The organism is Ralstonia chuxiongensis (assembly GCF_024158925.1).
Lineage (GTDB): Bacteria > Pseudomonadota > Gammaproteobacteria > Burkholderiales > Burkholderiaceae > Ralstonia > Ralstonia chuxiongensis.
This window is the reverse complement of record NZ_JAMYWC010000001.1, coordinates 184,146-206,721: the sequence shown is the minus strand read 5'-3', so window position 1 is coordinate 206,721 and position 22,576 is coordinate 184,146. Positions and strand designations below refer to the sequence as shown.

Genomic DNA, 22,576 nt, shown 5'->3' with positions numbered 1-22,576 from the left:
GACATCCAGTCGTGATCTTCCAAGTAGGCGACGAAATCGTCGACAACGTCCATCGACAGATCGAAGCAAGTGCGATAGCCCCCTTCGGGTGCTTTTCGTGATCTCGACGTGGCGTATTCCGGGCGCTGACGCCAAGAGCTGAATGAGCTCGGTGCGCTCAAGATCCGTATAGACGTTCGCACTCCGTCGCCCCATGAGCCGACGATATTGCCTCATCCCCCTTCCCCGTGACCTTGTGGCAAATAGAGCGTGACCAGTACCGACGCGTCGTCGAGCGCCTCGAGTCAGTGCGCTTGGCCCGGCACGATGAAGAGCAAGTCCCCGGCGTGCATCGTGCGTACAGCGACGTCCGTGCCGAACGTCAAGCTTCCTTCGAGGCACTGCACGGTAATTTCACCTGGCGCGCGGTGTTCGGGAATCCGCTTGCCGGCTGGAAGCACGAGCCGTATGACCTCGAGATGGTCGGACCGCATGAGCGAGACCGACTTGGCGCTCTTCACGCCCGGACCGAGCGGTCGCACGTCGATCAGTTCCCCTGGCGCCGCTCGTGGTGTTGCCATAATGGTTTTTGCTCCTTTCTCCAAAACGGTTTAAATGATCCGGCGTACTAGCATGGTTTTGATCTCGCCGATCGCCTTCGCTGGGTTCAGTCCTTTCGGGCAAACGTCGGTGCAATTCAATATCGAGCGGCAGCGGAACAGTCGATATGGATCCTCGAGATTGTCGAGCCGTGCATTCGTGCCCTCATCGCGTGAGTCCACGAGGAAGCGGTATGCCTGTAGAAGCCCTGCGGGGCCGACATATTTGTCGGGGTTCCACCAGAACGATGGACAAGCGCTCGAGCAACAGGCGCACAGGATGCATTCGTAGAGCCCGTCAAGTTGATCGCGTTCGTCCGGCGACTGGAGGCGCTCGCGTTCAGGTGGTGGCGTATCGTTGATCAGGTATGGCGTGATCGAGTGGTATTGCTTGAAGAATGCCGTCATGTCGACGATCAGGTCGCGGACGACCGGCAAGCCGGGCAACGGGCGCAAAACCGTATGGCGTGGCAGATCGAGAAGGTTCGTCGTACAGGCAAGACCGTTCTTTCCATTGATGTTCATCGCGTCTGAACCGCATACGCCTTCCCGGCAAGAGCGCCTGTAACTCAACGTTTCATCGAGCGCCTTCAGCCGCACCAAGACGTCGAGTAGCATCCTGTCAGTTGACGTGATGTCGATCTCCAACGTCTGCATGTGTGGCGCGGTGTCACGGTCCGGATCGTAGCGGAAGATGTCGAACGTTCTGGACTCGGCCATGGAGTTTTCCCGTCGTTCCCTGCACCAGCATCGCTGCGCATAGGCACTGCTACGCACGTGGTTCTGACAGCGGCCATGAGGGCACCGCTTCGCGACATCATCTTATGCATGCATGCTTTAGATGTATCACAATGTGATATAAAAAGCAAAGTCGGTCATGGTGACGTGGCTCAGTTCTGGGCGGATCGCTGCCGCCACTACGGGGCGCCCATCACCTAGCTCGTGGCCACGTTCACTGATCGACCTCCTCCAGCCATGCCGCTCGTTACGGGCGGGTTGCATTCTGCGGCAAGGCGGCGCCGTTCGCTGACGCATGTCCTGCCACACACAGACTAGACATAATCAGCGACAACACCAATGCACGGCATAGGCCGCCCTAGTAGGATCGAGATGAACGGAGGGAGTAGGCCGGACGCATCAGCGGCAGCTCTCCGCGTACGGGGAACGCAGCTCGGCCCGCCGAGTTTCAACCGCGGCTGCGTGGGTAATCGCTATGTCCGCCCGCGAACCTGTACGACTCGCTATGTGGATTGTGTAGCCGAATGACGAACAAGTTGGGCCAGCCCTCTACTTTGGGCTGACCTTTACTTGTGTCCGGAGGATGCTCGGACGCCTACGTTGCAGTCACAGGATTTCGGTGTCGCTATCTACCCCCCGGGACGCAGCGGGCGCTCAGATTGCCTATTTCAGGGGCCGCACGCTCATGCCGTTACTAAGCGTGGTTGGAGGATAAACGACCACAGTGTCGTGGTCCTGAAGCCCGTCGAGTATCTGGGCTTCTTCCGCGTTGCGCTGTCCGATCTGGATGATTCGCTGGACAGCTTTTCCATTCTCGACGATGAACGTGCACCAGTGGTCGGCACAGCGGAATAACGCGCCGATCGGTAGCTTGAGTACATCAGGCTGGTCCGAGATGACAATGCGGCCTTGTACGCGGTACCCATCGTTCAACTTTCCGGGTGGGTCCACAAGATCCGCGACAACATGGACGCGCTGTTCTTCGACCCCCAGCGCCGACACCTTGGTAAAAGCCCCCGGACCGACTGTCCGTACCGTGGCGTTGACCGCTAGTGGGCCACCCCACTCCACTACCGATACGCGCATTCCGGGGCTGATCTTGACAGCATCGGTCGACAGCACGTCGACGACCAGTTCATAGCGGGAAGGGTCAGCTAAGACCATGAGGGCCGTACCTGCAAGCACGACGCGCTCACTTTGCTGTTCGATACGTAGCAGCACCGAGTTGGCCGGTGCCCGGACTTCAACAGGTTGCCCTGCTTCCAACGCCTTCAGATTCGCCATGGCGACGCGCACATCGGCTGCGGCCGACGTCTCCCTTGCGCGTGCTGCTGACAGATCGCTGGCGCTCGAGGCGGACATGGTCCGCATCTGCTCCACTTCCTGCCTCGACGTGGCGCCGCTGCTCAGAAGCGTTTCGCCCCGGGCCAGGTCCCGGCGAGCTTGTTCGTAGTCCGCCCTGGCGTGAGCGGCCCGCGCCTGGGCCTCTCGGAAAATTGCCTCTGCCGCATCAACCCTTGCTCGTTGCGATGCCCCCTCCCCCGGCGTCATCGGCACCGGCACCAGGGCGGCGATCACCTGCCCGCCTTTGATCTGATCGCCTTCATGCAGCTCAACCCGAAGCAGTCGGCCTGTGATCGGCGCCGTGATGACGTAACGATCATGCGCACGAATTTCGCCGTCTTCGTCGATCGTGACTTGAAGCGGCCCACGTGTGACGCGCCCTGTGTCCACTGCCGCAGGCGCTGGCCAGAGCGCATACGCGAGCGTCAATGCCAGCGCAAGCGCGGCACCCGCAAGAGCCAGTGACTTTCGCACAGCGCCGGGCTTCATGATTCTCTTGCCTTGAGGACGGCGACGATATCCAACCGTCTGATCTTGGCCGCTACCAACAGGCCCGAACACACCACCGCCCCACCGGCGACAAGGAATGCGTAAGCGAAGGTCGCCGCATGAACCACAAGCGGAAGGCGGTACAAGTCAGTTGCCAGCCGAGTCGCGAGGAGCCCGCATACGCCATAGCCAAGCAGGAGTCCGGCTGGCAGCGCAATGGCGGTGAGCACAAACTGCTCCCCAAGCAGAATCCAAGCGACTTCGGTCTGCGTGAACCCGAGCACGCGCAGGGAAGCCAACTGCTGAACACGTTCCGAGTAAGCGATGCGCATGCCATTGAACGCCACACCAAACGCAATCACACAGGCAAAGGCGAAGTTGATGGACGTGGACAGACGAACGCTTTCATCCATGATCTTACGAAAGCTGGCGATGACGGACTGGCGAACCGCCACTGCATTGACCGACGGCAGCCGCTTGAGCGTCGCATACAGATGTGCAGCCGCATGCTGATCGACAGACAGCCTCGCTCCTGACCAGTTTCCGCTCTCCCCCAGGAGTTTCGCCAGTGCCGTCTGGTCCATGTAGGCCGCGACGCCCACCAGATCGCCCGACAGCTGCATCAACGTGACTTGTTTGGTTTGGCGCTCTCCTTCGAGCACTTCAATGGTGACCGGATCACCGGGTTTTATGCCAAGAACGGCGGCAAGTCTGGCCGAAACCACCAAGCCATCCGGGGGCATATGCAGCGGTCTGCCCTCATCATCAACCAGCCTGTGCAGAGCTGCCTTCTGAGCGATTCCGCTCAGCGAGACCCGCCGAGACCGATACCCAGCGGATAGCTTGACCGGCACATCGCGAAACCCCTCGACCTTCAGCACGCCCGGCAGACGCTCGATCGCGTAGACGGCGCGGTGGGATAACGGCTGAGAAAAGGCCACCGTCACATCCTGGCGCTCGATCTGCTGAAATTGCGTATCGAAAAGGAAATCGATTGAATCGAAGAAGAACCCGCCAACGACGAGAATCGCGCTCGCGCATGCAATGGCCAAGGAACCCAGGAGCGACTTGACGGGCTGGCGCGCGATATTGCGCGCAATCATTCGCCACACCACGCTCAGTTGCCGATAGATGCCGGCCCGCTCCACCCAGCCCACTGAAAACGCAGGCGGAACGACTGCGCGAAGCGCCTCTACGGGCATCAATCTCATGGCCTTGGCAGTGCTCGCGATGGCACCACCGATTGCCGTTCCGAAGCTGATGAAGAACGCCCAGGTCATGGTCGAAAGATCGGCGCGAAACTCGAGGTGGGCAAGCCTGTAGTACCTAGCGTAGAGGTCTGTGAGATACGTCCCCAACGCCAATCCACCTCCAATACCGACAAGGGTGCCTGCGGCAGCAACGACGCAACCAAGCTGCAGGTAATGCAAACCGACTGAAAGGTCACTGTATCCAAACGCCTTCATCAAGCCGATCTGTGAGCGTTGCGTATCGATCAGCCGGGTCAGGACGTTCTGCAAAAGAAACATCGCGACGAGAAAAAAGATGGCCGGCACATAGGTGGCAGTTACCCGGTTTTGCGCGATCTCGTCAGTAATGAAGCGATTCGATATCTGGTTTTCCCGGCTGATGGTTCCAAGTCCGCCATACGGTAGCAACGTTCGGTCGATCTGCGCGATGACGTGCGGCGCGGGCACGCTGCTATCGAGAGACAACACGAGATCATTGAAGGCGCCATCCATGCGGAACGCTGCCGAAACCGCATTCGTTCCCATCCACACCACGCCGTAGTGACGGTTGTCCGGGAAGATGGAGCCCGCGCCTGCTTCGTAGACATACTCCGGCGAGATTGCAAGACCAACAATGTGCAGCCGCTTCCAGCGGCCATTCAATATGGCGCTGAAGTATTGGCCCGCTCGCAGGCTGTTGGCTTCAGCGAAGGCCGCGCTGACCAGTACTTCGTCCTCTCGGCCCGGCGAAATGTATCGGCCGCTTTGAAGATGCAGTAGGTTCAGCGCGGGCCACCCGAGTTCCGGGATCGAAACAAGGCGCGCTGTGGCTGGCTCGGAAAGGCCGGGAATGTCGACCGTGACATCTGACACCACCCGCGCGTCCACATGTGACACGCCGGGCAATGCAGCAATGCGCGAAGCCGTCTCCAGTGGTGCGCGCTTCAGATGCACGAAGAGATCGGCAAAGCGGTATGACGCGTAGTAGTCCTGCTGGGCGTTCAACAAAGCCAGATAGGTGCTGCGCATCGCAACAAACGTGGCAACACCGCACCCGACAACGAGGACTGCCGCCAAGACCTGCGCCCTCATTTGCCAGAGGTCTCGCCAGAGTAGCCGGACAAGCATGGTCACCATGCCAGATCTCCCACTCGGGCACGCTGTGCGTTGCGGTGTTGCTCGACAATGGTTCCGCTGCTCATCCGGACGACACGATCCGCCATGTCGGCGATGACGACGTTGTGCGTGACGATGACAATCAGAGTGCCGAACTCGCGGTTCACCTGCTCGAGCACCTCTAGCACCAGTTGCCCCGTCCGAAAATCCAACGCACCTGTCGGCTCATCGCACAGGAGGACATCCGGCCGCTTTGCGACCGCGCGGGCGATGGCAACACGTTGCTGCTCACCCCCCGACATTTGCGAGGGAAAGTTGTCCGCCAACGCACCGATCCCCACACGGTTCAGCGCCTCGGTGGGGTCCAGCGGGTGCTCTGCGATGTCCGTCACCAGTGCGACGTTCTCGCGAGCAGTCAGACTTGGAATCAGGTTGTAGAACTGAAAAACGAATCCGACATGCTCCCGTCGGAATCGCGTAAGCCCTCTGTCTCCCGCGTGGGAAAGATCGTGATCCCGATACACGATGGAACCTGTCGTTGGCGTATCCAGCCCGCCCATCAGGTTGAGTAACGTGGATTTGCCGCTGCCCGACGCCCCGAGCAGCACAACGATCTCACCCGCCCCGAGTTGCAGGTCGACGTGTTCCAGGGCGCGCACGCTCACGCTTCCCATTGGATAGACCTTGCTGACGGCCTGAATGTTGAACACCGTTTCCACAACACACCGGCTGGCTAGGGAGGCGGGCGAGTGAGCCGCTCAGATGTTCGGCCCCGCCCTGACGGCGAGGCCCAGCGTTCAGCAATTGCTCGGCCCACCTGCATGCCGGCTTCAATTGCGCCATCCACAGAGTCAAAGTCTGCAGCGACGTGGTGGAAGCGCTCGAGGTCTGGATATTCCAGCGCGGCTGACTTGGGCGAACAGATAAAGCCGGTGTAGGCGTACTTGAATCCATCGCACCGTCCAACGACCGCCAAGATATGAATGGAGCAGCCCCGGTACTGTTCAATTGCCCAGGCCGACATATCGATCTCCTGCAAAGCACACGGGGCTGTCATGCATGCCAGCCTCTTCAAGCTCTGGCTCCGCATGTCTGAGAAGGATTTTCCGGGCGAAGAAGAGAGGGCCAGCGCACTGGTTCTTTCAGGCTACTTGCATTTGCCCGCCAGACGTTGACCTACCTCAATCAGTACAGATGCCAGCGCTGCAGGGCCAACGTCTCGCTAATCCGCCGCGCATTCAGGGCATTGATATCCCACTCAAAATGAGCACTGTCGATGACATGCGCGGCGACCAGGCCAGAAGCAGGCGCCGCCCATCGCATTCCTTACGCAAAGCATGTGGGTCTGCTCATCGCCCTGCCCTTGTCCGTGCGGCTTTGGCGGACGATGCGATTGAATCCGGTCGCCGCCAGCGCAGACGCTTCGCTTGCAGAAGGTACTGCCAGTCCAGTTTGGCAAACCCATAGACGAGAGCCAGAAACACGACCTGCGACACGACGAAGTACACGCCCATATACGCGCCGTCAATCTCCGTCTCCACGTCCAGATAACGGGCACCAATCTGGGCAATGCGCGTCCAGGTCAGATAGCTTATCCAGCGGCCCACGAAGAACGGAAGTCCGATCAACCAAAGCCGCATCCCGGTCAAGCCGTAGGCTATGAAGATGTAGTTCGACGGGAACGGGCTGAACGCGTACGCGAGCATCAGACCAACCGTCATACCTTTGCGTTCTTCGAGCCAGGAGCGAACGACATCGACGTTCTGGCGATCGGCCTCGCGCATCCAGCGATTGCGTACGAGCGTGCAGGATAGCCGCGCCAGAACCAGGCGGCCGACGGTTGCTGCGCAAGCGGCAATGCCCGCCAGAAGCACCGGGTTGGCATCAGGCCGTGAGAAGCCGATCCATGACATCACCATCCACGTCGGCGGTGCGAACGCCGGCATCACGTTCAGCAACAGGATGGTCACGAACAATGCGAGCAGGTTCGTCATGACGATCACACCTCCTCACTGAGTACATGGAACAGTTCGTCTTCTTGTGCGCAATGCAGCCGCACGACGGCATCCAGCCCGTAGAGCAAGCGTTGCAGCTCTTGCGTCACTGCGGCATCGGGTCCGTCAGAGGAAACATCTGCCACGATCCGGCCCAGCAGGTTCGTGATTCGGAATATCTCGCGATGCATGGCGCTCATTGCCGCCATTGGGTCATCTCCACCGAGCAGGCGGGCGACGTCTGGATAGAGCTGGGTATCGTCTCGGCGCTCATGCGGTACCAGCACGTCTGCCAAGGACTGATTGAGCGATAGCAACGAGGTTTTTGCCGCGCTGCCGGCCATATGAGGCAGCGTGTCGGCGACCACTCGGATCCGGCTCAGAATCGGTTCCAACTCCGCGTGTTCGGCTTTGAGGCGCTCGACGTCTGCAGAGACGAGTGAACGGGTTGTCTCGTCTGGTGTCGGTCGCAGGGCGCGCAACGCACTGGCGATCGCCAAGACATCGATGACCTCTTGCAGCATCGCGCCCGCCAAGGGTGGTAGATGCCCCAGCGCTGCGACAACCATGGCGGCCAGCGACAGCGACATGCCGATCATCACGCTCTGCAGCGCGACGCGGCGTGTGCGGTGCGCTATGCGGACGGCATCAACGAGCCGATCCAGGCGGTCCACCAACAAGACAATATCCGCAGCTTCCGAAGAGGCTGCCGCGCCGCGCGCACCCATTGCCACGCCAATGTCCGCAGCGGCGAGCGCAGGCGCGTCGTTGACGCCATCGCCGACCATGATCACCTTGCCGTCCGTTCGGGCATCCCGAATCACCCCGAGCTTGGCCGCCGGCGACAGGGCCGCATAGACCTCTGTCACCCCCAACATGGACGCAACGGATTCAGCAACATCTGGCCGATCCCCGGTCAACATTGCCTGTCGTGTGATGCCCTCCCGGCGCAGGAGTCGCAGCGCGCGAGGCGCCTCAAGACGGACCCGGTCAATCAACTGCAATGCGCCCACCAGTTGACCGTCCACGCCGACAAAGACGGCCGACGCACCGGCATAGCTCACGCGCTTGACGAACGCCTCCACCCAGCGCGGTACATCAGCCGAACCCAAGACATAAGGCAACGCGCCGATCGACACGACATGACCTTCAACGCGGCCGCAAACGCCGGCTCCTGGACTCTCGACCACCGCACTGGGCAGTCGCAGCGTTGCGCCCTGTTCGCGCGCGGCCTTGGCAACGGCTTCTGCCGTGACGTGATTCGATGCCTGTGCAAGTGAACCGGCCAGGCTCAGCACAACGTCGGCAGCGTACTCCGGTGCGCACTCAACGTTGACCAGTCGTGCATATCCGCTGGTCAACGTGCCGGTTTTGTCGAAGAACAGCGTGTCGGCCAACGCCAGTCTCTCCAGCGCGCCGCCGCCCTTGACCAGCACGCCTCGCTTGGCGCAACGCGACAGCCCTGAAACGATGGCGACAGGCACCGCCAGGATCAACGGGCACGGCGTGGCCACGACGAGCACGGCAAGACAACGCGCAGAATCACCGGTCAGGATCCAGCTTGCCCCCGCCAGGAGAACGGCGACGCTCCCAAAGGCAAAGGCGTACCGGTCAGCCAGCCTCACGGAGGGGCTGCGTTCCGCCTGCGCCGCACTGACCAGCCGGACAACGCCCGCAAACGTGCTTTTTTCAGCAGACGCACTGGCGATCATTTCGAAAGCGGCGCCCACATTCAGCACACCGCTGCAAATGGCATCCGCCGTCAGGCGACGGCGGGTGACCGATTCTCCTGTCAATGTGGATTCATCCAGATCGGCCGGCCCGGACAAAGTGCCATCCACCGGTACGACTTCGCCGTGCCGCACCAGCAGGCGGTCGCCCGCTTGAACCTGTTCCAGACCGACTTGGCGCCACTGCCCCCCCTCGAAGCGATTGGCCCGCTTGGGTGCATGGCCCAGCAACGCAGTCATCTCGCGTTCCGCACGCGCCTGGGCAAAGTCTTCCAGCGCGCGCCCCGTCGCAAGCATCAACGCAATGACCGCCGCGACGAGCACCTCACCCGACCAGAGTGAAAAGGTGATCGCCAGGACCGCCAGAATATCCACGCCGGCCTGCCGTCGCACCAGCGACCGAATAATCGTGACGACCAGGGCCACCCAGTTCGGCACGACGCCAATCAGCCAGAGTTGCCGCGCCAGCGCATCGGCACCGAGGTACCGTGCCCATAACCCCGCCGCCATGGTCAGCACCGGCAAGGCGAGCAATGCAACGTTGGCGAGCAAGCGCGGAGAGTGCATCGTCGAGTCTCTTGTCGGCGCAGTTGTCATGTGCGCTAGATCATTCGGCGCAGCAGGCGATCCTTCAGGATGAACTCGTGCCAGAGCGCCGCGGCGGCATGCAGCCCGACCACGATATAGACGACCGTGGCGCCCGACTCATGAATTTCCTTGGCCAAGTGGGCCAACGACTTGTCCTGCGCCAATGCCAGCGTCAGATCCAGTCCGAATGGTTGAATCGGCTTGCCCGCCAAAGCCAGTGCCAGCAAGCCCAAAACGGGCATGCCGACCATCAGGACATAGAGCGCGCCGTGCGTGAGTCGCGCGACAAGCTGCACCAGCGGTGAGCCCGGCACGGGAGGCGGTGCCTGTGTGCCCACCCGGGCCAGCAGACGCAACACCATCAGGGCGAACACGGAGAGCCCCGCTGTCTGGTGAACGATGAATAAAGCGGCACGCTCAGCGCTGCCTTTCGGGAAGAAATCCATGATTTCGATGGCCACGACGGCGATCAACACCGCCAGAACCACCAGCCAATGGAGCGAGCGCATGGTGAGGGAGTATTTCTGTTCGGATTGCATAGCGTTATCCAGAATGTGTTGAGTAAAGGGTGAGGCTGGAGCAGGTCAATCGTCAAAGTCCCACATCCGGTGCAGATCGAGCTTGAGGCGGCTGTCTGCCTCCAGCAGATCAACGCGGGCGAGCCGCTCGGCCAGCAGGGCCTCGGCCAGACTACGGCGCGTTGCCAGTAGTTCAGTCAAGCCCGACTCACCTGCCCGATATGAACGCGTTGCCCTGTCGGATGCGCTTTTCTGCAGCGTAACCGCTTCCATCTGCGCTTGCGCGCTCGCCCGTTTGCCTTGCAAGTTGCCATAGAGCACGTCGAATTCGGCACCCAGCCGACGCTCAGAACCCAATCTGCGCCGAGCAGCCGCTTCCGCATCGGCAGCCGCCGCCAACGCCGCAGAGCGACGATGCACCGAACCGATCGGCACGGCAACGCTCACGCCCATGATGCGTTCCGCACCGCCGCGCTCCACCGTAACGAACATGCCGACGGTCGGGTCAGGCCGACGCTCCAGATCTGCGCGCTTGGCCATTTGCTGTGCCTGAACCTCTTCTGCCATGGCGAGACGGTATTCGTGGCTGTCTTGAATGTACTGGGTACGCAATCGATCTGGGGGATCTTGCGGCAATGCGGGCACCACGGTATCGGCGCTAAACGAGGGGCGCCCCAACCCCGGAAATCGGGCTTGCAGCTCCGCCTGCGCCGTCTGTTCCGCTGCGACGGCTGTTGCCAGCGCAGCTTCCGTGCGCGCCCGATCGGCGGCGGCCAGTTCGGCATCCAGGCGAGAGGCATCGCCCAGTTGCACCCTTCGGGCAGTCAGCGCCGCCAGGTCGGCAGCCGCTTTGGCATTCTCCTGCGCTGCCTGGCGCGCCTGCCCCGCACGCACGGCGCCAAACCAGAGGGCCAGAATCTGGCGCGATGCCTCGTGGCGCGCATCCTTGACGGCCAACTGCCCAGCCTCGGCGGCGGCATCGGCCAATTGCCCATCGGCTTGCGCTTTGCCCCAAAGCCGCAATGGACGCTCCACCGCTATCTGCCCTTCGGCATGGCGCTCGGAGGGATCGCGCACCTGGCGCCCTTGGCCAATTGCGCGCACGACGGTTTCCGCAGTGCCGGCGCGAATGCCATCAGCCCGCGCCAGTACGGCATCGCGGCGGGCCTCTGCCGTCAGCACGTCGGGCGACTGCGCGACGGCCTCGCGCACTGCGCTCTCCGCCGGCAGATAGGTCGGCGAGCCTTGCGCTTGCGCGGCGGTGCCGCAAAGCAGCATCGTGCTCGCTCCCGCCAATACGATGCGAAACAGATTCAACCTCATTGCGAATCTCCCTGCCCAGCGGCCGCACGCGGCCGAGGCAACCCAAAACGTTCAAACAGCAGGGGCAGAAGAAGCAGCGTCAGCGCGGTCGAAGAAATCAGCCCGCCCGATACCACGATCGCCAGCGGCCGCTGAATCTCTGACCCCGGCCCGCTGGCCAGCAGCAGCGGAATCATCCCCAGAGCGGTAATGCAGGCCGTCATCAGGACGGGCCGCAGGCGGTCGCGCACGCCATCGCGCACGGCTTCCGTCATGCTCAAACCTGACTCCAGCAGCGTGTTGAAGTGCGAAACCAGCACCACGCCGTTGAGTACCGCGATACCGAGCAGCGCGATAAAGCCAACGGAGGCCGGCACCGACAGGTATTCGCCCGAAATCCGCAGCGCCGCAATGCCACCCACGAGCGCAAACGGAATGTTGGCGACCACCAGCACTGCCTGCCGCACCGAGCGGAACGTCAACATCAGCAAGAGAAAGATTGCGCACAGGGCCAATGGGACAACCAACGCAAGACGCGCTGCAGCGCGTTGCTGGTTCTCGAACTGGCCGCCCCACACCACCCGCAATCCTTTTGGCAACGTGCCAATACCGCTGACTGCTGCCTGGGCTTCCTGCACGAAACCTGCCAGGTCCCGACCATCGACATTGGCCTGGATCACGGCAAACCGGGCGCCATCTTCGTGGTTGATGCGCACGGGCCCATCCACGCGTTCGATACGTGCCAGAGAGGTGAGCGGCCAGACTTTGCCGTCGGGTGCCGTTACCAGGAGGTTGGTCAGGTTTTCGGGCGCCTGTCGCAAGCCTGCTCCACCACGCAGGATCAACGGCGTGCGGACGATGCCCTCAGGCACCACGCCAATCCGGTCGCCCTCGATCAGGGCGCGCAGTTGCGCCTGGAGGGCGTCGCCGGAAAAGCCGGCCTGACCGACCGCAGCGCGGTTCAGCGAGACTTTCAGGTACTGCACGCCACTGTTGCTGGGCGCGATCACCTCTGCCGCACCCGGGATGGTGCGGACCTTGGCAGCAATGGCCTGCGCGGCTGCGTCAATCGAGGCAAGGTCGCTGCCAAACAGCTTGATGGCAACGTCGCCACGTGTGCCGGTCAGCATCTCCGAGACACGCATCTCAATGGGCTGCGTGAAGCCGTAGATCACGCCTGGGAAGCGCTCCATTACGCGCCGGATCGCAATCGCGATGTCTTCCTTGCTGCCGCGCCACTGATCCTTGGGCTTGAGCACCAGGAAGGTATCGGTTTCGTTCAGCCCCATTGGGTCAAGGCCGAGATCATCCGAACCCGAGCGCGCAACGATCGAGCGTATTTCCGGCACCTCCTTGAGCAGCGCCTGCTGCACGCGCTGGTCCATGTCCAGCGACGCCGTGAGCGAAACCGACGGCGCTTTCTGCAACTGCACGATCAGATCGCCCTCGTCCATCGTCGGCATGAATGTCTTGCCGACCGACATGTACAACACCACGGCCAGCGCCAACGCCGCCCCCGCCAGGCCGAAGACCGTGCGGCGATGCGTTGTCGTCCATGCCTGGATTCGTGCAAAACCGCTCGCGACCTTTCGCATCAACCAGGGGGGCTCATCTGCATGCGCAAGCAAGAGCAACGAAGCGAGCGCCGGGACCACCGTAAAAGCAATGACCACGGACGAGGCCAGCGCCAGCACGATGGTCAGCGCTACCGGCCCGAAGAGCTTGCCCTCCAGACCTTGCAATGACAGCAGCGGCAGAAACACGATGGCAATAATCGAGACGCCCGACAGCATCGGTACCGCTACCGTTGCCACAGCATGGCGGATGACCGCACCGCGCAGCGCAGGATCGGTCTTGTGGTCTTGTGCACGCGCCATGGCCGTCTCGATGTTCTCGACCACGACGACGGCGGCGTCCACAAGCATGCCCAGTGCAATAGCAAGGCCGCCCAGGCTCATCAGGTTGGCCGTCAAGCCCACATAGCGCATCAGAAGGAAGGTCGCCAGCATCGACAGCGGTAGTGTGGCCGCCACGACCAGGGCCGACCGCACCCCACCCAGGAACAGATACAACGTGATGACGACCAGCACGCTGGCCTCAATCAGGGCGCGAACCACGGTATTGGCCGCACGGGTTACCAGCTCGCCGCGGTTGTAGAAGACGTGGGTCGACATGCCCTTCGGCAACTGGGGCCCTAGCGCATCCAGCCGCTCCTGCACCGCCTCGACCAGCTTGCGGGCATCGCTGCCGCGCAGGCCCAGCACCAGCCCTTCAACCGCTTCACCGTTGCCGTCTTTGCTGACAGCGCCGTTGCGGGTGGCCTCGCCCAGCCGGACGGTGGCAACATCGCCCACCGTGACCGCAGGGGCGGAAGTCAGGCCCTGCGCCGGCACGACGACAATCGCTCGCAAATCGTCCAGTCCGCGTATGCCACCTTCCACGCGCACGACCCAGTGCTCGTCTCCGCGGTCCAGCCGCCCCGCGCCGTCGTTGCGATTATTGGCGTCCAGCGCCTGACGTAATTGCTCAAGGGTGACGGAGCGCGCACGCAAGCGGGCCGGGTCGGGTGTTACCTCATAGCTGCGCACCTCGCCGCCCAGGGCGTTGACGTCGGCCACGCCTGCCACGGTGCGCAGCGCTGGCCGGATCACCCAGTCCAGCACGCGGCGCCGCTCGGCCAGGGAATAGCCATCGCCCTCCACCGTGAACATGAACATCTCGCCCAACGGCGTGGTGATGGGCGCCAGGCCGCCCACGGCGGTCGACGGCAGATCGCGCGCCAAGCCGGCCAAGCGCTCCGATACCTGCTGGCGCGCCCAGTAGACGTCTACGCCCTCTTCAAAATCGACGGTCACGTCGCTGATGCCGTATTTGGATACCGAGCGCACGATCGTCTTGTGCGGCAGGCCGAGCAGCTCCTGCTCGATGGGCGTGGAGACCCGCTGCTCGACCTCCTCCGGGGTCATGCCCGGTACTTTCAGCACGACCTTGACCTGCGTCGGCGAGATATCGGGAAACGCATCGATCGGCAGGTTCAGATACGCCCACACGCCGGCCACAGCGAGCACGCCAGCCGCGATCAGCACCAGCACGCGCTGGCGCAAAGAGAACTCAATCAGGCGGGGCAACATCACTGCTCTCCCGCCAGCAAGCCCTTGAGCGCACCGACACCTGTCACCGCCACGCGTGTACCCGCTGGCAGGTTGGCACGGACGACGGCAATGGCGTCATCCGTACTGGCGACTGCGACATCCTGGAAGCGGAAACCCTTATCGGTTGCGACGAATACGCCGGGCGCGCCCCGCACGTAGACCAACGCAGCCACAGGAACCCGCAGCAGGCCCGGAGCGTTTGCATTGGCCGCGCTGCGCAGCTTGAGCGTGACATTGACGCTCTCTCCGGCGCGCAGGTCCCCACGTCGCTCCAGCGACGCGCGCACACGCACACCCGCTGTGCCATCACCGGAAGGCGCAACACCAATGACGGTGCCGCCCGCGCCGCGTTGTGCGATCTCGATGCGGTCGCCTGTGGCCGGCACCGGTATGTCGCGGCCAACGAGCATGTCCAGCTCCAGAGCCGCTGGGTCAACAATCCTGAAAAGCGGTGCCGCAGCTTCTACTCGCGCCCCCGGAACGGCGTTGACTTCGGAAACCACACCGCCACGGCTGGCAACCAATTGCGCCTCACCGCCCGCGCCGCTGAATGCAATGCCTGCGGAGGCCAGCTCTGCCCTGCGCGCCTTCACCATGGCACCGGCCTCAGCGGCCCGCGCCTGCGTTGCCTGCCAGCGGCTTGCTGCGATGATGCCGTCGTCGTACAGCGCCTTGTCGCGAGCGAGCGACTGCTGCGCGAGCCGCGCCTGCGAGTTGGCTTCCGTCAGTGCGCGACTGGTTTCGAAGAGCTGCGGACTCAGAAAACCCGCCAGCGGTTGGCCCGCCCGAACGGTTTGCCCAATCGACACCAACACCCGGGGAACCATGCCCGCGTATGGGGCGGCCACCACATATTGCGCATCCGGCTTGAAGACCACACGCGCGTGCGTGCCGACCTCCAACCCTGAAGAAGCGGCGACCGGGCTGAAACGCACGCCCAGGGAGCGCGCCTGCTCAGCCGATAGCGGCACCACCTGGGCGCCTGCTTGGGCAGCGGCCTGCTCAAGGGGAAACGCGATCAGCGCAATACACGCACTGGCCGCGACGATTCGTTTGAAAGACATGCCTGACTCCAATCCTCGGAGGCAACGCCACGGACGCTGCCTCTGATTGCCGCGCATACGCGGGCGACCTAAAGACCAACCGTCGCCCAGCATTTCCATGCGACGCGAACGACAAACTCTTACGGTGGATGGCCGAAGGGAAGTGGAGTTGCTACCACCGCGTAGCGTCAGGCGTGCGCCATGAGTCAGAAGACAACACTTCTGACTCATTCATCATCGCCAATGCAGACACGAGAGGCTTGTTGCAAGTCAACAAGTTGCGGAGCAACCCGCTCGCCGGCCGTCAACCGGGTACGGATCAGAACTGCAGTGGAGGCGCCTGTGCAGGAGGTGGCCGATTGATGCGATCGCGCCAGCGCGCTCGAACGGGCGTTGGCCGATAGGCGGGACGCAACACTGCGGCGAGAGCAAGCGCCGCAAGCAGGAGGAACGTCAGCGCGGATACCCCTGGCGCCGCCGCTGCCCAAAGAAATGCACCCAGATCTGCAGGGCCAATGGCAGGCTCGACATCCACCTCGAAGGGTTCCTGGCTCGTCAATGTCAAGTCATGACGACCGGCCACGGCCGATTCCTCAATGAGAGGACGGTGGGCAAACGCTACGGATTGGAAATGAGAATCAACTGCGGCAGGAACCGCGGTGTGCACGTGCAGGCCAAATTGTTTCGGTGTTCCGAGATGGCCGTGCAGAAGCGGGCTTAGCAGCTGCATCAACACAATGGTCAACAACAGCATTGCCCGAAGCGAGATGCTTGCGGTCGCACGTGACATTTCAAGATTGTAACGCAATGTGCCTTTTATTTGTCGGCACCACACATCCAAATCGCCGGCGAAAGTCCGGCGGGCAAGCGGTTCGCACGAGCGTTGTTACACGTCCCGAAACAGCAACTGACGATGCGGCAAGTCTCCTTTTGTTGGGTCCTGATGCATCCGTCAGGACGGCTTGATGTCAGCCCACTGCGGTTGAAGACAGACCCACCACAGCATGCGACAACGCATATGCCGACGAATACTCCAGCTCGCCCGAGGCTTGCGCGTGAATCGTAAACAACGGTTGTCCGACACTCACCTGATCGCGCAGTCGCACATGCATTTCGACCCCCGCAACTTGACGCATCGGTGCGCCCGCAAGTTTGGCGATGCGGGCAAGGTGGCGGTTGTCGATGTTCGTGACGATGCCATTTTGTTCGGCAACGACGTCTCGGCGGAAGACGGCTTCTCCGGGGATCCGCAAGCCGCCCTGCGCCTCGCAAATCGCTTCGAACTTCCGCCATGCGGCTCCGCTATCCAGCAGGCCGGTTGCCATGTCCAGCCCCGTTCCGGCCACAGCGGCGCCGCAGAATTCCAGCAATGCACCGGCGAGCAACAATGACCGCTCCCGCAAGTCGAACGGCGCCGTAGGGGATCGTTCAAGTACGGCCAGAACGTCTCTAGCTTCCAAAGCGGGGCCGATTCCACGGCCAACAGGTTGCGCGCCATCCGTGCGCACCACTAGAACCTGCACCCCAAATGCGTGGGCCACGCGCTTGAGCAGCATTTCAAGGCGTTCGAGATCTTCGACGCTACGGACTTTGGCCGTCGGGCCCACGGGCACATCGATCAGCACATGGGTGGACCCGGCTGCGATCTTCTTAGAAAGAATGGACGCCACAAGCTGCGCATCGCTGTCGACATCAAGGGCCCTTTCCACGCGAATCAAGACGTCGTCCGCCGGGCTGAGGCTCAATGCCCCACCCCACGCGAGCGATGCCCCAACCTGCCCCACTACGCATCGCAGCTCAGCAGCGGTCAAGTTGACGCGGGTGAGTGTTTCCATCATGTCGGCGGTACCCGCTGGCGAGGTGATCGCACGCGATGAAGTCTTGGGCAGCAGCAGCCCCGCCGCCGCACAGATGGCAACGACGATGGGGCTGGTGCGATTGCCGGGCAGACCGCCTACGCAGTGCTTGTCTGCCACGACCGCGCGGTCCCACTGCAGGCGCTCGCCCGAATCGACCATGGCTTGCGTGAGGTCGATGGTTTCCTTGATGGTCATGCGGCCCGATGCGCAGGCACTCAGGAAGGCTGCGATATGGACATCGGCATAGCGCTCGTTCGAGATGTCCGCAATGATCTCGTGCAACTGCCTGGCGTCCAGATGCCCACCGTAGATCTTGGCCCGCAAGGCGCGCAGCGACTCGAGCGACGGCGCATGCCTGACGCAGACCTCGTCCCCTGGGCGCGCCATCAACGCATCGACCGCGGCGGCTGACAGGCTCACCTCATGCTTCTCTAGCAGCTCCGACCCGACCAGGTTCAGCGTGGCGATCGTCGATCGCTGCCCGATCTGGACTTCCACACGCGCCTGCGCAGCGAAGCCCTCCGACCGGCAGATCGCGCTGTCCGGATGCATGTAGATCACGTGCTCTTGCCACGTATCAATGCCAAGCGCCTTGAACCTGAGGCACCCCGGCGGCACGACGGGTGCGTCAGCCGTGGGCATGGAGAGGGTGCTCATGACATGCGCGTCAGCCGGCAAAACGGAAGTGCCCGCTGTGTAGCGTGATCTCCTTGGAACCAGTCTGCTCGAACAGCATGCGGGCGACGTCTTCGATATCACCGCGGTGCTCTTTGAATGCGCTGAGCAGATCGTCCGACCGGCAGGAGCGGGCGCCAAAGTGGTCCTCAAGAGCCTCCGCCGTGATTGCATAGCTTGCGGAGCTGCCATCGACCGACGCGCGGCATTGCAGACGCGGCCCTGCGTCGCAGTATGTCGGCTCGTCAGGCAGGAACCTGATCTCTTTCATGATGGCCTCCAGATACGAAAGTGCCCTGGTCAAACAAGCACCTGCTTGCCCGAAGGCAGGGGTAAATCGAACATGCTTGAAACGGCGTCAACCAACGGCTCTGTGAGTGCAATCTCGTTCGAGGGGTGAGGGATGGTGTCGCACGTCACGATCTCTGCGCTTGCCGCGCAAAGCTGGCTGTACGCGTCGGCGGCAAACACAGCGTGCACGCCAACGCAAACCGGCTGCGGTTTGCCCGCACGCTGTAGCAAGCTTGCCGCGGCGAGCATCGTGCGCCCCGTCGAGATGATGTCGTCTACCAGCACCGGCACACACCGCGGTGGAATGTTTGGCAAATCCGCGATTTCCACGTGCCATGCGCTGTGTCGCGTCTTGGTCAACGCTGCCCATGGAGCCTGGCAAAGGCCTGCCACATGCTCGACCCACTGCCTGCTTTCGTCGTCGGGCCCGATCAGGAACGGCGCCTCTACGTGAGTCTGGATCCATGCAGCAATGGCAGGCGCGGCTTCCACGGCCACCGTCGGCATGCGATAGACATTTGATAAATGTGAAATGCGGTGCAAATGCGGATCCACCGTGACAAGCCAATCGAATACCGGATTCAGCAAGGCCGCAAAGTGTTCTGCTGCGCGAATCTCGCCCGCTTTGAAGATGACGTCCTGACGCATGTACGCCAAGTACGGCGCAATCAATCCAACACGGCGCGCCCCGCCTTGGCGTGCGGCAATCGCGAGCCAGAGCAGCGGTAACAGCTTCTCGTCAGGATGATCGAGCGTGCAGACAATGGCAACTTCGGCGCCTTGCACGGGCGTGTAGAGCCGCACATAGGATTCACCGTCAGGGAAGTGGCTCACGGCCGCATGGCCCAACTCGGCGCTCAGCGGCGTGGCAAGGCGCATGGTGGCGGCTTCGCAGCCCGGCATGGCAATCAGCACACGCTGCGGATCCAGAGCAACGACCGGCGAAGTCATGCACCCTCCAGATCGTAGGACTGGCGATACTCCGGCATGCGGACTGACCACTGTAGTTCGCGCTCGATGCGCTGGCGCAAGGCGTCGCTGGCGGCCGGCTCGCCATGCACGATGAAGGTCTGCCGTGGCGGCCGCGTGAAGCCCCGTAACCAGACCATCAGTTCATTGGCGTCCGCATGGGCGGACAGATTCTGAATCTGCTCAACCGAGGCCCGGATGGCGACCTCACGTCCGTGCACCCGCAATGCCCGTTGACCGGCCAACAGCGCCGCGCCACGTGTGCCTGCCGCCTGGAATCCTGACATCAGGATGGCGTTGCGCTTACCGCCACCAAAGCTCTTGAGGTGATGCAGCACACGGCCGCCCGTTGCCATGCCGCTTGCCGCAAGGATGATCTTAGGCGCGCGATCGCTCCCCAAATGCCTCGACTGTTCGGGGCTCTGCACCGGCACAGCCAACGCACAAGCGGCCTGGCAGTCGGCAGCCCCGATATGCAGATCGTCCACATGATGCGCAAACACCCCGGTCGCCAGTTCGGCCATCGGGCTGTCTAGGTAGATCGGCACATGCGGAATCCGATGTTCGCGGATCAGCGTGTAGAGGCAGTACAACAGCTCTTGCGTACGCCCCACCGCAAAGGCGGGAATCAGCAGCGTGCCGCCCTGCCCGATTGTCCGCTGCACAACCTGCTGGAGTGCATCGAGCGGGTCACCCTCCGGATGCACGCGATCGCCATAGGTGGATTCGACCAGCAAGGTATCGGCCTCCGCGATGGGCTCGGGTGGCCGCATGACGGGATCGACCTGCCGCCCCAGATCGCCAGAAAAGACGATGCGACGGCCCTCGGCCAGCAATGTCGCCGTAGCGGCACCGATGATGTGTCCTGCGCGGTGGAACTCCGCTTCCACGCCCTCAGCAACGGGAAAGCGCTCGCCATAATCAACGGGATGCAGACGGCGTAATGCCCTGGCAGCGTCCTTTTCATCGTAGAGCGGCAAGGCGGGATGATGGCGCGAGAACCCCTCGGCATTGGCGTAGTGCGCATCCTCCTGCGCAAGCCGAGCGCTGTCAGGCAGCAGGATGTTGCACAGTTCCGCCGTGCCTTTCGTGCAGTAGACCGGGCCATGGAAGCCATTTCGGACCAGCAGCGGCAGGTAGCCGCTGTGGTCGATATGGGCATGCGTGAGCACGACCGCATCAATGTGGTGCGGGTTGACGGCGAGCTTGTCCCAGTTCCGCAAGCGCAATGACTTGTAGCCTTGGAACAGCCCGCAATCGACCATGACACGGCGTGCGCCGGTCTCAAGCACGTACTTCGAGCCGGTCACCGTGTCGGTGGCGCCAAGAAATTGCAGCCGCATGCCACACCCCCTGACGCTCAGCGAATCGTGACGCGCTGCTGTTGAGACGCTTCTTTCTTGGGCAGCGTCACGCGCAATAGTCCGTTCTCGTACGTTGCGTCGACCTTGGTTTCATCGACCGCCGCATCCAGCGTGAACATGCGCTGCATCGATCCGCTGTAGCGCTCGCTGCGGATGATGCGCTCGCCTTCCTTCTCCTCGGAGTGGCGTTCCACCTTGGCCGAGATCATGACCGTGCCGCGATCGACCGTCACGTCGATATCTTCCTTCTTCGCACCCGGGATTTCTGCGACAACGTTGTATGCCTTGTCGGACTCGGTCACGTCCACCTTGAACGGCAGCGCGCCATCCATGCCGCCGCGAAACGAGCGCAGGAGCCCTTGGAAAATGTCGCCAACCGGCTCGATGGCGAACGGGTCATAACGCTTGAGTTGACTCATGACTGCCTCCTGATGATTGGCCCTGGGGATCTTCGGGCTAACAGATTCATCGTGGCACGGCGGTGCCGGAACGCCTTGCGGCAGATCAACGGGCGCGCAGAGCGGCCACTGCAAGGCGTCATGGGATTCTTACCCAGCACATCGCTTCTGAGACGCCGGCCACCTTGTCAGGCTTTTCTGACATGGAAACCCGCAGCTCCGACAGCATTCTCAGCACAGCCTGCATGACGACGGCGAGCAAGCTGCCAATACTGGTGAAACGCCAACAGGCCACGCAGCATCTTGTCGAATCGCCCCCGGAACCCGACAACGAGCCAGTACAACGGAGCGCGCCATGAGCCAGAACATCGAATGCATCGCCCAGTGGAGTGGCTCGCGCGACTCCGCCGCTTTCGACGCGGTGCTTCCTGTTGGCGCGCACCTTGTGGCAGAACGCAATGGATACGAACACCACGGCATCTATGTCGGCAACGGGCAGGTGATTCACTACGCCGGCTTCTGCCACCGTCAGCGCTGCGGGCCGGTCGAGCGCATCTCCATTGGCAGCTTTGCATGCGGCTTTGCGGTAACCATTCAGTGCGACGCCAGTCCTTGCTATGACGGCGAAGAAGTCGCCCGCCGAGCCGGTTCACGCCTGGGCGAGCGCAACTATCGGCTGCTGACCAACAACTGCGAGCATTTCTGTTCGTGGTGCCTGTTTGGAGAATGTCGCAGCGCACAGGTGGAGGCGTGCCTGAAAAGCCCCATACGCGCTGCGCGCACGCTATTCAAGCTGGTGCTGGTGGCACTTTCCGCCGAATGGCGCACTGCACAGCCACCGGCTCAGCCCGTATGACGCCGGAGCGCACCATGCCCCAATACGACACCTCGCTGCGCGGTCTGGTAGCCAAGTGGTTTGGCTTAAGCGACACACCACATCTGCGAATCACGCGCCTGCATTGCCCCGGCGTTGATTGCGGCTGCGTGCGAGCGGAATTGACGACATCTGCCCGCCCACTTGCCATCGTCTTCTTCCGTCACCAGGCCGGTTGCTGGAGACTGTTTCCGCCATCGCGCGTACGCCGCCTATAGCCGCAACGCAGATCTGTCTGCTGAAAAGCGGCGGGACTTGGCCCGTGGTTGATCCGCATCAACCGCCGTACCGCCTCAAGCACGAACATCAAGGTTCGATCGGACGT

Annotated in this window: 18 protein-coding genes; 1 reads left to right on the top strand and 17 read right to left on the bottom strand. The window is 62.4% G+C overall.

All coding sequences use genetic code 11. From position 1 onward, the window contains the following. Positions 1–284: 284 nt before the first annotated feature. The 17 genes from NKG59_RS00875 to NKG59_RS00795 all read right to left on the bottom strand — a co-directional run bounded on the left by NKG59_RS00875 (position 285) and on the right by NKG59_RS00795 (position 21,398). Positions 285–560 carry a cupin domain-containing protein gene (locus NKG59_RS00875; protein WP_045203893.1) on the bottom strand — a complete coding sequence of 92 codons (276 nt, stop codon included), beginning with the start codon at positions 558–560 and terminating at the stop codon, positions 285–287. A gap of 30 nt (positions 561–590) precedes the next feature. Continuing rightward, positions 591–1,298: a succinate dehydrogenase iron-sulfur subunit gene (locus NKG59_RS00870; RefSeq protein ID WP_045203894.1), complete on the bottom strand. Its 708-nt coding sequence runs from the start codon at positions 1,296–1,298 to the stop codon at positions 591–593. 681 nt (positions 1,299–1,979) lie between these two features. Continuing rightward, positions 1,980–3,149 carry an efflux RND transporter periplasmic adaptor subunit gene (locus tag NKG59_RS00865; protein ID WP_253534406.1) on the bottom strand — a complete coding sequence of 390 codons (1,170 nt, stop codon included), beginning with the start codon at positions 3,147–3,149 and terminating at the stop codon, positions 1,980–1,982. Further along, positions 3,146–5,515 carry an ABC transporter permease gene (locus NKG59_RS00860; RefSeq protein ID WP_253534404.1) on the bottom strand — a complete coding sequence of 790 codons (2,370 nt, stop codon included), beginning with the start codon at positions 5,513–5,515 and terminating at the stop codon, positions 3,146–3,148. The genes NKG59_RS00865 and NKG59_RS00860 overlap by 4 nt, the downstream gene beginning before the upstream one ends. Beyond that, positions 5,509–6,213: an ABC transporter ATP-binding protein gene (locus NKG59_RS00855; protein WP_253534402.1), complete on the bottom strand. Its 705-nt coding sequence runs from the start codon at positions 6,211–6,213 to the stop codon at positions 5,509–5,511. Before NKG59_RS00855 ends, NKG59_RS00860 begins: the two co-directional genes overlap by 7 nt. A 630-nt stretch (positions 6,214–6,843) precedes the next feature. After that, entirely contained in the window at positions 6,844–7,488 is a 645-nt protein-coding gene (locus NKG59_RS00850; protein ID WP_253534400.1) for a hypothetical protein, read from the bottom strand. A gap of 5 nt (positions 7,489–7,493) precedes the next feature. Beyond that, entirely contained in the window at positions 7,494–9,785 is a 2,292-nt protein-coding gene (locus tag NKG59_RS00845; protein ID WP_253534398.1) for a heavy metal translocating P-type ATPase, read from the bottom strand. 35 nt (positions 9,786–9,820) lie between these two features. After that, entirely contained in the window at positions 9,821–10,345 is a 525-nt protein-coding gene (locus NKG59_RS00840; RefSeq protein ID WP_045203900.1) for a cytochrome b, read from the bottom strand. 45 nt (positions 10,346–10,390) lie between these two features. Next, positions 10,391–11,647 (bottom strand): TolC family protein, encoded by a 1,257-nt coding sequence (locus NKG59_RS00835; protein WP_253534392.1) that lies wholly within the window; start codon positions 11,645–11,647, stop codon positions 10,391–10,393. After that, entirely contained in the window at positions 11,644–14,757 is a 3,114-nt protein-coding gene (locus NKG59_RS00830) for an efflux RND transporter permease subunit (protein ID WP_253534391.1), read from the bottom strand. Before NKG59_RS00830 ends, NKG59_RS00835 begins: the two co-directional genes overlap by 4 nt. Further along, positions 14,757–15,842: an efflux RND transporter periplasmic adaptor subunit gene (locus NKG59_RS00825; protein ID WP_253534390.1), complete on the bottom strand. Its 1,086-nt coding sequence runs from the start codon at positions 15,840–15,842 to the stop codon at positions 14,757–14,759. The genes NKG59_RS00830 and NKG59_RS00825 overlap by 1 nt, the downstream gene beginning before the upstream one ends. Before the next feature lie 298 nt (positions 15,843–16,140). Beyond that, positions 16,141–16,575, bottom strand: a complete 435-nt coding sequence (locus tag NKG59_RS00820) for a hypothetical protein (protein WP_253534389.1) — start codon at positions 16,573–16,575, stop codon at positions 16,141–16,143. 214 nt (positions 16,576–16,789) lie between these two features. Continuing rightward, positions 16,790–18,337 (bottom strand): thymidine phosphorylase family protein, encoded by a 1,548-nt coding sequence (locus NKG59_RS00815; protein WP_253534387.1) that lies wholly within the window; start codon positions 18,335–18,337, stop codon positions 16,790–16,792. Between the two features lie 10 nt (positions 18,338–18,347). Continuing rightward, positions 18,348–18,626 (bottom strand): DUF1488 family protein, encoded by a 279-nt coding sequence (locus NKG59_RS00810; RefSeq protein ID WP_045203905.1) that lies wholly within the window; start codon positions 18,624–18,626, stop codon positions 18,348–18,350. 29 nt (positions 18,627–18,655) lie between these two features. Continuing rightward, on the bottom strand, positions 18,656–19,597 hold the full coding sequence (locus tag NKG59_RS00805) for a ribose-phosphate pyrophosphokinase (RefSeq protein WP_253534385.1): 942 nt from the start codon (positions 19,595–19,597) through the stop codon (positions 18,656–18,658). Next, entirely contained in the window at positions 19,594–20,958 is a 1,365-nt protein-coding gene (locus NKG59_RS00800) for an MBL fold metallo-hydrolase RNA specificity domain-containing protein (RefSeq protein WP_253534383.1), read from the bottom strand. Before NKG59_RS00800 ends, NKG59_RS00805 begins: the two co-directional genes overlap by 4 nt. Positions 20,959–20,975: 17 nt before the next feature. Next, the gene (locus NKG59_RS00795) at positions 20,976–21,398 is read right to left on the bottom strand and encodes an Hsp20/alpha crystallin family protein (RefSeq protein ID WP_045203907.1); all 423 of its coding nucleotides are present in this window, start codon (positions 21,396–21,398) and stop codon (positions 20,976–20,978) included. 334 nt (positions 21,399–21,732) lie between these two features. Between NKG59_RS00795 and NKG59_RS00790 the strand changes: the two genes are divergently transcribed. After that, positions 21,733–22,233, top strand: coding sequence for a lecithin retinol acyltransferase family protein (locus NKG59_RS00790; protein WP_253534381.1), 501 nt, complete (start codon positions 21,733–21,735; stop codon positions 22,231–22,233). Positions 22,234–22,576 lie beyond the last annotated feature (343 nt).